The 14035-nt window shown below is 68.1% G+C and carries 13 protein-coding genes; 8 read left to right on the forward strand and 5 right to left on the reverse strand.

All coding sequences use genetic code 11. The annotated features are described in order from the left end of the window. Positions 1–21: 21 nt before the first annotated feature. Positions 22–1068, forward strand: a complete 1047-nt coding sequence (gene pyrC, locus OLX23_RS15120) for a dihydroorotase (RefSeq protein WP_264445847.1) — start codon at positions 22–24, stop codon at positions 1066–1068. Here the strand turns inward: pyrC and rarD are convergent. Next, a complete protein-coding gene (rarD, locus tag OLX23_RS15125) occupies positions 1048–1956 on the reverse strand; it encodes an EamA family transporter RarD (RefSeq protein ID WP_264445848.1) in 909 nt (302 codons plus the stop codon). The genes pyrC and rarD overlap by 21 nt on opposite strands. 198 nt (positions 1957–2154) lie before the next feature. On the opposite strand from rarD, the gene OLX23_RS15130 reads away from it, so the two are divergent. Next, the gene (locus OLX23_RS15130; protein ID WP_264445849.1) at positions 2155–2583 is read left to right on the forward strand and encodes a glycine zipper 2TM domain-containing protein; all 429 of its coding nucleotides are present in this window, start codon (positions 2155–2157) and stop codon (positions 2581–2583) included. Between the two features lie 112 nt (positions 2584–2695). Then, entirely contained in the window at positions 2696–3409 is a 714-nt protein-coding gene (locus tag OLX23_RS15135; protein WP_264445850.1) for a hypothetical protein, read from the forward strand. A 199-nt stretch (positions 3410–3608) separates the two neighbouring features. Here the strand turns inward: OLX23_RS15135 and OLX23_RS15140 are convergent, their stop codons facing one another. Both OLX23_RS15140 and OLX23_RS15145 read right to left on the reverse strand, forming a co-directional pair. Next, positions 3609–5024, reverse strand: a complete 1416-nt coding sequence (locus tag OLX23_RS15140; protein ID WP_264445851.1) for a succinylglutamate-semialdehyde dehydrogenase — start codon at positions 5022–5024, stop codon at positions 3609–3611. 66 nt (positions 5025–5090) lie between these two features. Next, positions 5091–6500 (reverse strand): protein adenylyltransferase SelO family protein, encoded by a 1410-nt coding sequence (locus OLX23_RS15145; RefSeq protein WP_264445852.1) that lies wholly within the window; start codon positions 6498–6500, stop codon positions 5091–5093. A 51-nt stretch (positions 6501–6551) separates the two neighbouring features. Between OLX23_RS15145 and OLX23_RS15150 the strand changes: the two genes are divergently transcribed. The 5 genes from OLX23_RS15150 to OLX23_RS15170 all read left to right on the forward strand — a co-directional run bounded on the left by OLX23_RS15150 (position 6552) and on the right by OLX23_RS15170 (position 12219). Then, positions 6552–7409 (forward strand): alpha/beta fold hydrolase, encoded by an 858-nt coding sequence (locus tag OLX23_RS15150; RefSeq protein WP_264445853.1) that lies wholly within the window; start codon positions 6552–6554, stop codon positions 7407–7409. 7 nt (positions 7410–7416) lie between these two features. Beyond that, the gene (locus tag OLX23_RS15155; RefSeq protein WP_264445854.1) at positions 7417–8544 is read left to right on the forward strand and encodes a glycosyltransferase family 4 protein; all 1128 of its coding nucleotides are present in this window, start codon (positions 7417–7419) and stop codon (positions 8542–8544) included. A gap of 113 nt (positions 8545–8657) precedes the next feature. Next, positions 8658–9422, forward strand: a complete 765-nt coding sequence (locus OLX23_RS15160; RefSeq protein WP_264445855.1) for a tetratricopeptide repeat protein — start codon at positions 8658–8660, stop codon at positions 9420–9422. 25 nt (positions 9423–9447) lie between these two features. After that, positions 9448–10794 carry a PQQ-like beta-propeller repeat protein gene (locus tag OLX23_RS15165; RefSeq protein WP_264445856.1) on the forward strand — a complete coding sequence of 449 codons (1347 nt, stop codon included), beginning with the start codon at positions 9448–9450 and terminating at the stop codon, positions 10792–10794. A 72-nt stretch (positions 10795–10866) separates the two neighbouring features. Further along, a complete protein-coding gene (locus tag OLX23_RS15170) occupies positions 10867–12219 on the forward strand; it encodes a methyltransferase family protein (RefSeq protein ID WP_264445857.1) in 1353 nt (450 codons plus the stop codon). Between the two features lie 137 nt (positions 12220–12356). Here OLX23_RS15170 and OLX23_RS15175 read toward each other — a convergent pair whose 3' ends face one another. Both OLX23_RS15175 and OLX23_RS15180 read right to left on the reverse strand, forming a co-directional pair. After that, positions 12357–12656, reverse strand: coding sequence for a putative quinol monooxygenase (locus OLX23_RS15175; RefSeq protein ID WP_264445858.1), 300 nt, complete (start codon positions 12654–12656; stop codon positions 12357–12359). Positions 12657–12658: 2 nt separating this feature from the next. Further along, positions 12659–14029: a glutamate--cysteine ligase gene (locus OLX23_RS15180; protein ID WP_264445859.1), complete on the reverse strand. Its 1371-nt coding sequence runs from the start codon at positions 14027–14029 to the stop codon at positions 12659–12661. Positions 14030–14035: the final 6 nt, after the last annotated feature.

Here is a 14035-nt window from a genome sequence, read left to right on the forward strand (position 1 = left end):
AAGTGTGGCAGGGGCCCGCGCATGGCCACCGCTTCCGACTCGCAGCTCACGATCCGCCGTCCCGATGACTGGCACGTCCACCTCCGCGATGGCGAGGTGCTGAAAGGCGTCCTGCCGCACACCGCGAAGCAGTTCGCGCGCGCGATCGTCATGCCGAACCTGTCGCCGCCGGTAACCACGGCCGCGGGTGTCCTCGCCTATCGTGGGCGGATCGAGGCGGCCGTGCCCGAAGGCATGAGCTTCACCCCGCTGATGACCGCCTATCTGACCGATTCGACCGACCCGGCCGACATCGTCGCAGGCTATGCCGACGGCGTCTTCGTCGCCGCCAAGCTCTATCCGGCGCATGCGACCACGGGCTCGGCGCACGGCGTGACCGACGTCGCCAACATCCGCGGCGTGCTCGAGGCCATGGAGAAGATCGGCATGCCGCTGCTGATCCACGGCGAGGTGACCGACCACGATGTTGACATCTTCGATCGCGAGGCCGTGTTCATCGAGCGCACCCTGGCACCGCTGGTGCGCGACCTGCCGGGCCTGAAGGTGGTGTTCGAGCACATTACCACGGCCGAGGCGGCGGACTTCGTCGATGCCAGCGGTCCGAACATCGGCGCGACGATCACGCCGCAGCACCTGCACATCAACCGCAATGCGATGCTCGTCGGTGGCATCCGCCCGCACGCCTATTGCCTGCCCGTCGCCAAGCGCGAGAAGCACCGGCTGGCGCTGCGCAAGGCGGCGACGTCGGGCAGCGCCAAGTATTTCCTCGGCACCGACAGCGCGCCGCATGCGGTGGGCGCCAAGGAAAGCGCCTGCGGTTGCGCCGGCATCTTCAATGCGCCCTATGCGCTCGAAAGCTATGTGACCGTGTTCGACGAAGAGAACGCGCTGCAGCACTTCGAGGCTTTCGCCTCGGAAAACGGCCCGAAGTTCTATGGTCTTCCGCTCAACGAGGAACGCATCACGCTAGAGCGCGGCGAAGTCGCGGTGCCCGAGCGGGTCGATGCCAACGGCACGCCGATCGTGCCGTTCCATGCGGGAACGACGCTAGGCTGGCGCCTGGCCTGACGCGCGCCGCCGCGCCAGCAGGTCCCAGACGAACACCGCGGCGGCCGTCCAGATCAGCAGGAAGCAGACGAGCTGCACCGGGCGCAACGGCTCGTGGAAGACGAAGAGGCCGAGCAGGAAGACGATCGTCGGCGCCAGATACTGGATGAAGCCGAGGGTCGAATAGTCCATGCGCTTGGTCGCCGTGGCGAACATCAGCAGCGGTACGGCGGTGATCACGCCGGCAAGCGGCAGCAGCAGGTCGGTGCGCGCATCCTGACCGAAGGCCGTGCCGTGGGCTTGCGTCTGCCAGACCACGATGCCGATGGCCGGCACGAGCAGCACGATCGTCTCGATCGTCAGCCCGGGCAGCGAGCCTACCGGGGTGAAGCGGCGGGCGAGGCCATAGCCCGAGAAGCTGACTGCCAGCGCGAGCGAGATACCCAACATCTCGCGCGCATCCCAGGCGAGCAGCGATACGCCCGCGGCGGCGATCGCCACGGCCGTCCACTGGCGGCGGTTGAGCCGCTCGCCGAGGAAAAGCGTGCCGGCGAGCACGTTCATCAGCGGGTTGATGTAGTAGCCGAGGCTCGTCGCGAAGACGTGACCGTCCTGGATCGCGGTGATGTAGAGCAGCCAGTTGCCGCCGATCAGCAGGGCGCTGACCAGCAGCATGCCCAGCGTACGAGGATTGCCCAGTGCGGCGAGGACTTCGGCACCCTGTCGCCGGATCGCGACGATGGCCAGGCAGACGGGCAGGGTGAAGATCAGGCGCCAGCCGACGAATTCCAACGGCGGCACGCTGTGCACGAGCCGCAGGTAGAGCGGCAGCAGCCCCCAGACCAGGTAGGCGCCGATCGCATGCGGAAGCCCGCTGGGGCTGTCGGAGGGGGAGTCTTTGGAGGGCAATCGCGGTTCCTGCGGCGGCCCTAGACCCCGGAATCCTGCGGGGCAAGCTTCGGCTGGTCGACCACCGGTGCTCGGCTCGCCGCAATCTGACCGATCCTGACTCGGGTGTTGTCCTTCGTTCAGGGTTCTGGGTGTTTAACTGAACGCAGACGCACTGAACGCGACTCAAGTTTGAATATCGAGCCCAGGAGACCCGTCATGATCAAGCTTCATCACACCGCCCTGATCGGCCTCGCGAGCGCCGGTATGATCGCCGCCGCTGCCCCGGCCACCGCGGCGACCGCCTTCGACGTTCCCGCGCAGGTTTCGACGATGACCGGCACCGCCGATCTCGAAGCGAACCAGTATCGCGACCGCAACTGGCGCGATGGCCGCGGTTATCGCAACTACAACAACAACGGCTATTACAACGGCCCGAGCTGGCGCGGCCGCGATGGTCGCTACTACTGCCGCCGCAATGACGGCACCACCGGCCTGCTGATCGGCGGCGCGGTGGGTGGCCTGATCGGCAACAGCGTTGCCGGCCGCGGCGGCGACCGCACGCTCGGCACCATCCTCGGCGTTGCCGGCGGTGCCCTGCTCGGCCGCGAGGTCGACCGTGGCGGTTCTTCGCGCCGCTGCCGCTAAGCGCCGCTTAAAGCGAAAAGCCGCTTTTCGAAGAGCGTCCCCGAGCGATCGGGGGCGCTCTTTCGCGTAAGGATAACGTGAAATTAGGGGCTTGGCGCTAAGCGCCGTCGCGATGGTTCGCATCGCTGCCCTGCTGTCCGGCGCTGGCGCCGCCTTGCTGCTCGCCGGTTGCGGCGGAGCTGCGAAAGACGCGTCACGCGCGAAGATCGATGATCCGGCGGTGATCGACGCCCTGGCCGATCCGATCATGACCGACCCCGAACTGGCCTCGCAGAACGACGCCCATGCGGCGATCTCGGTGACCGGTGCGGTCAGCGCCGCGCTGCCGCCGATCGAGGCGGACGACGATGCGATCGATGCCGCCAAGGACGAGGCTGCGCGACTGGTCGGCGGCATGCCTGCGGCCGCACCCGATCCCGCCGCGGCGAATCTCGAGCCTTTCCGCGAATCCGTGACCGCCGCGCAGATGGCGGTTGCCGCGCGCGTGCCGGGTTCCGATTGTGCTGCGCGGGTGAGCTACACCGCGCGCTGGGCGACGGCTCTGCCCGAGCCGCTGTCGGTCTATCCGCGGGGGGCGGTGGACGAGGCGGCGGGCAGCGATGCCGGTTGTCGCCTGCGCGTCGTCCATTTTCGCACGCCCGTGGCGGTCGATGACGTGCTGGGGTTCTACCATGCCCGTCTGCGAGCGGCTGGCTTCGCGGTCCAGCATCAGGCCGACGGCGCCGATCACCTGTTGCGCGGCAACAAGGGGGGAACGGGCTATGTCGTGTACCTGCGCGCGGGCGAGGACGGCCTGACGATGGCTGACGTGGTGGCGGGCGGCTGAACGAACGCTCTACCACCTGCCCAATACACCTCCGTCATCCCCGCGAAGGCGGGGATCCATCACCCGAGCGCTCCGATCAAACGGTCGTGCGGTGTGAGAGCCCCGGAGATGGATCCCCGCCTTCGCGGGGATGACGGGGAGTGGTGTAGGAAAGATGGGAATGGCGTGAGAGAGGGCGTGGCATAGCGCCACCGCCGCCTCAGCTATCCTTGAGCCCAACCCCGATCAGCGCGCGCGGCTGTTCCATCTCGGCCGAGCTCACCGGATAGGCGCAATAGTCGGCCGCGTAGTAGCCGGTGGCGCGGTGGTTGCCCGAAATGCCGATGCCGCCGAAGGGGGCCGCCAGCGGCGCGCCGATCGTCGGGCGGTTCCAGTTGACGATGCCTGCGCGGACATTGGCCCAGAAGCGATTGTAGTCGTTCGGCGAGCCGCCGATCAGCGAGGCTGACAGGCCGAACCGCGTGGCATTGGCCTCGGTGATCGCCTGGTCGAAGTCGTCGACGCGGATCACCTGGAGGATCGGGCCGAACAGTTCGACGTCGGGGCGCTCCTTCATGCCGGTCACGTCGATGATCGCGGGCGACAGGAACGGCTTGCCGTCGTTCGACCGGACCAGGTGCTTGATCGGTCGCCCGCCGTTGCTCAGCAGGTAGAGGAAGCTTTCGGTCAGGCCGTCGGCGACAGCGCCGTCGATCACCGGGCCCATGAACGGCGCGGGATCGTCGAACGGTGCGCCGACGATGATGCGATCGGCCAGGTCCTTCACCGCGCCGATCAGGGCATCGTAGAGCGAGGACTTCACGATCAGCCGGCGCGCGGCGGTGCAGCGCTGGCCGGCACTGGTGAAGGCCGATTGCACGATCAGCGCGGCGGCGTCGGTCACCAGCGGCGTGTCCCAGGCGACGATCGGGTTGTTGCCGCCCATTTCGAGCGTGACGATCTTGTCGGGCCGCGCCGCCAGCTTGCGGTTGATCGCGATGCCCGTGTGCGCCGAGCCGGTGAACAGTACGCCGTTGACGCCATCGTGCAGCGCTAGCGCCTGGCCGGTGTCGGGGCCGCCGATCAGCAGTTGGACCACGCCCGCGGGGATGCCCGCGCGGTGGAAGCACTGGACCAGCGCCTCGGCCGTGGCGGGGGCCTTCTCGCTGGGCTTGAACACCACGGCATTGCCCGCGATCAGCGCGGGAATGATGTGCCCCGTGGGCAGGTGCGCGGGGAAGTTGAACGGGCTGAGCACGGCCATCACGCCGTGCGGCTTGTGGCGCACGGCCGAGGCGCCCTGGAGCGCGCTGTCGAGCTTGCGCTGGGCCGAACGCTCGGCATAGGCGCGGATCGAGATCTCGACGCGCGCGACGACGTTCTCGACCTCGGCCTGGGCTTCCCAATTGGGCTTGCCGGTTTCGCGCGCGATGATTGTGGAAAGCTTTTCGGCGTCCTTGCGCACTTCGTTGGCGAAACGGCGCAGCAGCTCCATGCGCGTCGCCAGCGGCTGCGCAGCCCAGGCGGGCCACGAGCGCTTGGCCTGGGAGACCGCGTCGTCCACGTCCCCGATCTTGCCGCGCCAGAGTTCCGCGCCCGTCGCGGGCTCGTAGGAAATGATCTCGGTCTGGCTCACGATCTCGGGTCGGCCTCCTGAGGGTGAAACGGGGATTAACGGCAAAGGTGCCGGGTTTGAAGACCGTTACGCGCGGTTGTGCCCAGCCGGTTGCGGCGGTTCGCCCAGCGCATCGCCGAGCCGGCGGATCGCCGCGACTTTGTCCGCCAGCGGCGACCAGTCGTCGTTTTCGGCGATCGCCGCCCAGACGCGCTCGACCTCGTCGATCACCAGCGTTGGCGGCGCATCGTCCTGCCAGAGCGGGTGATCGGCCGCATCCGTCGCGGCATAGGTGCGCAACAGATCGCCGAACTCGTCCGCCGGTGCGTCGCGACCGTTGCGATGGGTGAAGAACAGCGCGTCGGGCGCCTGGCCGCTCTCGACCATGTGCTTTTCGGCGGCGGTGATCAGCTTCATCTCGGTGTCGAGGCATTGCGGCGTCACGCCCAGCCGCCAGCAGAAGCGGCGCGCCATGGCTTGCTGGTAGAGCCCGCCGAAGCGTTCGAGCGCGAAGACCAGCGGCTCGGTTTCGGCCAGCAGGCGCAGCGATACCGCGAGTTGCTGGCAGTTCCACAGGATCGCCTCGGGCTGGCGGCCGAAGGCGTAGAGCCCCGAATGGTCGAAATAGGCGGCGGTGAAGCGTGGATCCCACTGCGGCAGCCAGCGCCAGGGGCCGTAGTCGAAGCTCTCGCCCGAGACGTTCATGTTGTCCGAATTGAGTACGCCGTGGACGAAGCCCGCGACCATGTAGGAGGCGGCGAGATCGGCCATGCGCTCGACCACCTGGTGGAGCAGGCGGATTGCCGGCTCGTCGCGACCGGGGGCGTCCTCGGGCGGGGGCGGGCCGGGGAACTGCGCCAGGCAATAGTCGACCAGCGCGGCCATGTGCTCGGCGTCCTCGTAGGCGCGCAGGCGCTGGAAGGTGCCGATGCGGATGTGCCCGTGGCTCAGCCGCAGCAGCACGGCCGAACGCGTCGGCGAGGGCTCGTCACCGCGCCACAGCTCCTCGCCGGTCTCGATCACCGAGAAGGTCTTGCTGGTATAGACGCCGAGCGCTTCGAGCATCTCGGTCGCCATGATCTCGCGCACCGCGCCCTTCAGGGTCAGCCGCCCGTCGCCGTCGCGGCTGTAGGGCGTGACGCCCGAACCCTTGGTGCCGAGGTCGAGCAGGCGATCCGCGGAATCGCGCATCTGCGCGAAGAGGAAGCCGCGGCCGTCGCCGATGTCGGGGTTGTAGTGGCGGAACTGGTGCCCGTGATAGCGCAGCGCCAGCGGGCGTTCGAGATTGCCGGCCAGCGGCTGGAAGCGGCCGAAATGATCGATCCACTGATCGTCGCTCAGGCTCTCCAGGCCCACTGCCGGCGCCCAGCGGTGGTTGCGGAAGCGCAAGCTATGCTGCGGGAAGCCCGCGGCCATGACCGGATCGCTCAGCCAGGGTGCCAGGGTCGAGATGGGGGTATCGGGCCGATAGTCGCCGGCTTGCGGTTCGCTTCGCATCAGGCGATAGTGGGGGGAGGAGGCCCGCCACGCAAGCGGGGTGGGACTGTCATGACCGAATTCGCGGATTGCTATTGGACGAGCCGAGACGGGCTCAAGCTGCATTATCGCGACTATTCGGGGCCCGCTGAACGCCCTGCGCTGCTCTGCCTGCCGGGCCTGACGCGCAATGCGCGCGATTTCGAGAACCTGGCCGCGCGCCTAGCCGGGCAATGGCGCGTGATCGCGCCCGACATGCGCGGCCGCGGCGACAGCGCCTATGCCAAGGATTCGGCGACCTACAATCCGTTCCAGTACGTCGACGACGTCAATCACCTGCTCGATGAGGCCGGTGTCGATCGCTATGTCGCGATCGGCACGTCGCTGGGCGGGCTGATGACGATGATCCTGGCGATGAACGCGCCCGAGCGGATCGCCGGCGCGGTGATCAACGACGTCGGCCCCGTGCTCGAGCCCGCCGGGCTGGCGCGGATCGGCGCCTATGTCGGGCAGGGGCGCAGCTTCCCGACCTGGATGCACGCCGCGCGCGCGATCGAGGAAACGCAGGCGGGTTCCTATCCCGGCTACGGCATCGACGATTGGCTGGCCGTGGCCAAGCGGCTGATGGTGCTCTCGTCGAACGGGCGTATCGTCTTCGACTACGACATGAAGATCGCCGAGCCTTTCGCGCGGATCGAAGCCGGGCCGCAGCCCGATCTGTGGCCGGGGATCGAGGCGCTGGCGGGCAAGCCGGTGTTGCTGCTGCGCGGTGCGCTGTCCGACCTGCTGTCGGCGCAGACGCTCGAGCAGATGCGCGCGGCCCTGCCGGGCGCGGAAACGGTGACGATCGCGCAGGTTGGCCACGCGCCGACGCTCGACGAGCCCGAGGCGGTCGCCGCGATCGAACGGCTGCTGACGCGCTGCGCCTGAGCCGTTGTTGCGCCTGCTCCATCTCCATTCGAGCTTCGGCACCGGCGGCAAGGAACTGCGCGCGGCCAAGCTGATGAATGCTTTCGGCAAGGGCGTGACGCATACCGTGGTCTCGGCCGTGCCCGATGCCATGGGGGCCGCCGCGGCGATCGACCGCCAGATCCCGGTCGCCTATCCCAAGGACTTCCCGCCGCTCGCCGGCCTGCTGCGGCCGGGCCGGCTCCAGCGCATTGCCCAGGCGATGAAGGGCTTCGACCTGATCCTCACCTACAATTGGGGGGCGATGGACGCGGTCATGGCGCATACGCTGTTCCGCGATCTCCATGGCCTGCCGCCGCTGGTGCACCACGAGGACGGCTTCAACGAGGATGAGGCGGTCCAGCGCAAGCGCTCGCGCAACTGGTATCGCCGGATCGGCCTGGGCCGGGCCTCGGCGCTGGTCGTGCCGTCGCAGCGGCTCGAGACGATCGCGCTGAGCGAATGGCACCAGCCCGAGGGCCGCGTCGTGCGCATCGCCAATGGTATCGACACGGCCGCCTATGCGAAAAAGCCCAAGCCCGATGCGCTGCCGCGCGTGATCAAGCGGCCGGGCGAGAAATGGCTGGGGACGCTGGCCGGGCTGCGCGCGGTCAAGAACCTGCCGCGACTGGTCCGCGCCTTCGCCGACCTGCCCGACGAATGGCAGCTGGTGATCCTGGGTGAAGGGCCCGAGCGCGAGGTGATCCGCGCCGAGGCGCTGCGGCTGAACGTCGCGCACCGGGTCCACCTGCCGGGGTTCGTCGCCGATCCGGCCAAGGCGGTCGGGCTGTTCGACCTTTTCGCGCTGTCGTCGGACAGCGAGCAGTTCCCGATCTCGGTGGTCGAGGCGATGGCCGCGGGGCTCTCGGTGGTCTCGACCGACGTCGGCGACGTGGCGGGCATGCTGGTCGAGGACAATCGCGTTTTCGTGACGCCTGTGGGTGACGAACCCGCGCTGGCAGCCTCGCTGACCAGGCTGGCCAGCGACGAGGCGCTGCGCCGCGGGATCGGCGAGGCCAACCGTGCCCGCGCGCGCGCCGAATACGACGAGAAGGCGATGGTCGCGACCTATCGCGGCGTCTATGCCCGCGCGCTGGGCCGCGCGAGCTTCCCCTGAGCCCCGTTCAGGCGGGCTTCACCGTCCACAGGCCAGCGCGGTTAGGCGTTGAAATGGCAACGCCATCCGCTAAACAGCCCCCCACCGTTCCATAGCTGCAGAAAGCGCCCCTCTTGGCCCTGCCTCCCCAGAACCGAAGCGACAAACTTGCCCAGCGCGATGCCGCGCAGCAGGACGTCTTCATGCGCGAGGTCGACGAGGCCGTGCGCCAGGACGAGATGCTCGGCCTGTTCCAGCGCTACGGCAAGCCGGTCATCGGCGTTGTCGTGATCGGTCTGCTGGCCTTCGCCGGCTATCTCTGGTGGGACAACAGCAGCAAGCAGGCTGCGGGCGAAGTCGGCGAGCAGTTCACCGTCGCGCTCGACAAGCTCGATGCGCGCAACCTGCCGGCAGCCGAAAAGGAACTGGCCACCGTCGAGCAGAAGGGCGGTGACGGCAGCGCCACGGCGGCGAAGCTGCTGCGCGCGGGCATTGCGCTCGAGCAGAACAAGTCGGCCGATGCCGCGAAGCTCTACGCCGAGGTCTCGGCCGATGCGAAGGCCCCGCAGCCGTTCCGCGATCTCGCGACGATCCGCGAGGTTGCGATCAAGTTCGACCAGATGCCGCCGCAGCAGGTGGTCGACCGGCTCAAGCCCTTGGCGACGCCGGGCAACCCCTGGTTCGGCAATGCCGGCGAACTCGTCGGCATCGCTTACATGAAGCAGAACCGCAACGATCTGGCCGGCCCGCTTTTCGCCGCGATTTCGCGCGACAAGGAAGTGCCCGAGAGCCTCAAGCGCCGCACCCGGCAGCTTGCCGGCCTGCTCGGCGTCGATGCGATTGACGACGTGGCCAAGGCCGCAGGCGGCGACGCGCCCGAAGGCGCTGCGGCGCAATAACCCGCGATTTGTAGAGGATGCCTGAATGAAGTCTTCGAATCTGCGCCGCTCGCTCGCCCTGCCGCTGGTAATCGGTCTGGCGCTCGGCCTGTCGGGCTGCGGCGTGTTCGGCGGCGGCAAGAGCGGGCCGAAGACGCCCACCGTGGGCAACCGCGTGCCGATCCTTTCGCGCATCGAATCGGGCGCCAAGGTCGATCCCGCGCTGGCATCGGTGCAGGTGATCCTGCCCCCCGAAGAGAGCAACGCCGAATGGCCCCAGGCCGGCGGCACGGCGAGCAAGGCCTATGGCCATCTCGCTCTGGCGCAGGCTCCGGGCCGCTCGTGGTCGGCGAACATCGCCGGCTCGTCGGGCAAGCAGCGTCTCGCCGCCTCGCCGGTGATCGGTGACGGCCGGCTCTACGTGATGGACACCGACGGCCTCGTCAGCGCGTTCAACGCCGGCACCGGCGCGCGCGTCTGGACCAAGAGCTTCTCGATCCAGGGCGACGGTTCGAACTCGGTGTTCGGCGGCGGCGTGTCCTATGACAACGGCCGTGTCTACGTGACCACGGGCGTCGGCGAAGTCGCCGCGCTCGAAGCCGCGACGGGCAACCAGCTGTGGAAGGTCAAGCCCGCCGGCCCGCTGCGCGGTTCGCCCACGGTCGGGTTCAACTCGGTCTACGTGATGACCCAGAACAACGAGCTCCACGCGCTCAACGCCGAGGACGGCAAGGTGCTGTGGAGCGAGAGCGGTTCGCAGGGCCAGGCCGGCGTGTTCGGCGTCGCCGCTCCCGCCGCAGGCCAGGGCACGGTCATCGCCGGCTATTCGACCGGCGAACTCGTTGCCTATCGCTACGAGAACGGCCGCACCCTGTGGTCGGACGCACTCGCGCGTACCTCGATTTCGACCCAGGTCGGCATCCTCACCGACGTCGACGCCGATCCGATCATCGACCGCGGCCGCGTCTTCGCGCTGGGCCAGGGCGGGCGCATGGCCGCCTATGAGCTGACCACCGGCCAGCGCATCTGGGAGCTCAACCTCGCCGGCATCTCGACCCCGGCGGTCGCGGGCGACTGGGTGTTCACCCTGACCGACGACGCCAAGCTGCTGTGCATCGCGCGGTCGAGCGGCAAGGTGCGCTGGATGACCCAGCTGATGCGCTTCGAGAACGAGAAGAAGCGCAAGAATCCCGTGTTCTGGACGGGTCCGGTGCTCGCGGGCAACCGCCTGTGGATCGCCAATTCGCGCGGTGAGTTGTCTTCGGCCTCGGTGACCGACGGCAGCGTCACCGAATTCACCAAGGTCGGCGCAGCGGTGTCGCTGGCGCCGGTGGTGGCCGGCGGCGTGCTCTACGTGCTCGACGACGGCGGCCGGATCAACGCGTTCAAGTGATGCGGATCCTCCCCGGGTCGGGGAGGATGGCTTTTACACCTACCTTAACCAATTGCCGCTAATCCCGCCTGCATGAGCGAGCGGCAGCAGGCCCCGGCGACACGGCCGGTCAGCGACGTCTCGGCGGGCGTCGGCCTGTCGGGCCTGTTCGGCCTGTTCCTGTGGATCGCGATATGTCGGAACTGGCCGGCGATCGCCGATTTCTTCGCCTTTCCCGGGCCGCGTGCGCCGATGTCGGGCGCCTATGCGGCGCTACTGACGCTGGTCTTCACCGGTACACCGATGATCCTGTGGTCGGTCCTCGTCGACAAGGTGCATCGCCGCGCTTCGACCGGTCTCGACTGGACCAAGCCGCGTCGTCTGTCCGACACGGTCGACGTTTCGATCACCAAGCTCGCCGGGCTCTGGGCGACCTGGGCGATCATCGGCTTCGTCTACTGCGTGGCGCGCTGGTACTGGCGCGACAACTACCTCTTCGCGATGGAAGTGATCGGCGTCGCCGCCGTGCCGATGTTCGTGCTGTCGGTGCCCTATGTGCTCTGGCTCGATCGCGTGCAGGTCGAGCCGCGCGATGGTGCCTGGCACTTCGGCGCCATGCTGATCGGGCGTGAGCCTTGCGACTTCGCCGAGGTCAAGCGCCACCTCCTGGCCTGGACGGTCAAGGGCTTCTTCTGCGCCTTCATGATCTCGATCCTGCCCGGCGGCTTCCGCGGTATCGTCGAGGCTGACCTCGCGACCATTCCGGCCGATCCGGTGCGGCTGTCGTGGTCGCTGATCGAGCTGCTGTTCCTGATCGACGTGCAGATCGGCACGGTCGGCTATCTGCTGACCTTCAAGCCGCTCGACGCGCAGATCCGCAGCGCCAATCCCTATCTCGCCGGCTGGGTGGCCGCGCTGATGTGCTACCCCCCGTTCATCCTGATGGGCGAGGGCGGGCCGCTGTCCTATCACGAGAACGCCGCCGACTGGGGCATCTGGCTGCAGGGGCACACGGCGCTGCTCTGGGTATGGGGCGCGGTGCTGGTGTTCCTGACCGCGGTCTATGCCTGGGCGACGGTCGCCTTCGGCATGCGCTTCTCGAACCTGACCTATCGCGGCGTTCTGACCAACGGCCCCTACCGCTTCACGCGGCACCCGGCCTATCTGTCGAAGAACCTGTTCTGGTGGCTATCGACCCTGCCGTTCTTCGCGACGACGGGTGCCCTGACCGACGTGGTCCGCAACACCACGATCATGGCCCTCGTCAGCGCGGTCTACTTCTGGCGCGCCAAGACCGAGGAGAAGCATCTTCTCGCCGAAGATCCCAAATACCGCGCCTATCACGCCTGGATGAGCGAGAACGCACTGATCACGCGCAGCTTCACCCGTCTCGGCCGCAAGCTGCGCCAGCGCGGCATGCCGCAGCAGATGCAGCCGGCGGAATGACATCCTCCCCGGTACGGGGAGGGGGACCGCTCGCGAAGCGAGTGGTGGAGGGGGCTATCGGCTGACGCAGCGTTGATCGGAGAACCCCCTCCGTCAGCGCTTCGCGCTGCCACCTCCCCGCGCCGGGGAGGATTGGATCAGAGCTCTTCTTCGCTGCTGACTTCGTAGGCCTTCATCGCCCGGTCGGTCAGGCCGAAGGCGATGCGTTCGCGCTTCCATTCGACCATGTGCGGCTGCTCGAAGTGCAGCGCCAGCGCCTCGCGCGTGGTCCAGGCCTCGTTGACGCGGATCAGGCCCGGTTCGAGCAGGTCCTCGGCATAGGCATAGGCGAGGCAGCCGGGCTCGGCCCGCGTCGCCTGCGTCACGCGGACCATCGCCTCGCGCGCGGCGGCGAGCTGGTCCACCGGCAGGCGGAAGGTGCCGACCACGACGATCATCGTCAGAAGCGCTCTTCGTAGATGCGGCTGAGATCGCCGCCCCATTCGCCGTTGAACTTGTCGAGCAGGCGCTGTGCCGGGACCTTGCCCGAGGCGACGATCTCTTCGAGCGGGGCGATGTAGCTGGTCTCGTTGTCGCCCGCGGCGTTGAGTCGGTTGCGCGCCGAGAGGCCCGAACGCGCGATCGCCACGGCCTCGGCCGCGATGTCGCGCAGCTTGCCGCCGCCGGGAATCGGCGCGTCGAGGCCGAGCTTGGGCACGGCGTTGCGCAGCGCCTCGCGGCCTTCCATGTCCCAGCCCTTGACGAGGTCCCAGGCGGCGTCGAGCGCGGTCTGGTCGTAGAGCAGGCCGACCCAGAGCGCGGGCAGCGCGCAGATGCGGCTCCACGGTCCGCCGTCGGCACCGCGCATCTCGAGGAAGGACTTGAGCCGGACTTCGGGGAAGGCGGTCGACAGGTGATCGACCCAGTCGCTCATCAGCGGCTTCTCGCCGGGCAGGACCGAAAGCTCGCCCTTGAGGAAGTCGCGGAACGACAGCCCCGAGGCGTCGATGTACTTGCCGTCGCGGAAGACGAAATACATCGGCACGTCGAGCATGTAGTCGACGTAGCGCTCGTAGCCGAATCCTTCGTCGAACACGAAGGGCAGCATGCCCGTGCGGTGCGGATCGGTGTCCGACCAGATGTGGCTGCGGTACGAAAGGAAGCCGTTGGGCTTGCCCTCGGTGAAGGGCGAATTGGCGAAGAGCGCGGTCGCCAGCGGCTGCAGCGCCAGGCCGACGCGGAACTTCTGCGCCATGTCCGCCTCGCTCGCATAGTCGAGGTTCACCTGGATCGTGCAGGTGCGCAGCATCATGTCCAGGCCGAGGCTGCCGACGCGCGGCATGTGCCGCAGCATGATGTCGTAGCGGCCCTTGGGCATGATCGGCAGTTCGGCGCGCGTCTTGTCGGGCCACATGCCGAGGCCGAGGAAACTCGTGCCCGTGCGCTCGCCGATCGCCTTGACCTGTTCGAGATGGCGGCCGGTTTCGGCGCAGGTCTGGTGCAGGTTCTCGAGCGGCGCGCCCGACAGTTCGAGCTGGCCTGCGGGCTCAAGGCTGACCGTGCCGTCGGCACCGGCCATGGCGATGACCTTGCCGCCTTCCTCGATCGGCTCCCAGCCGAATTCCCTGAGCGACAGCAGCAGGTCGCGGATGCCGCCGGGCTCGTCGTAGGACGGCGCGTGGTGGTCCTTGCGATCGTAGACCAGCTTCTCGTGCTCGGTGCCGATCCGCCAGCGTTCGGCGGGCTTTTCGCCCTTGGCCATCGGCTCGACGAGCTGGCTGACGTGCTCGATCACCGGATCGTTGCGATTTGAAACTTGCCGCGTGCTCATGGCGTG

The organism is Novosphingobium sp. JCM 18896 (assembly GCF_025938095.1).
Classification (GTDB): Bacteria; Pseudomonadota; Alphaproteobacteria; order Sphingomonadales; family Sphingomonadaceae; genus Novosphingobium.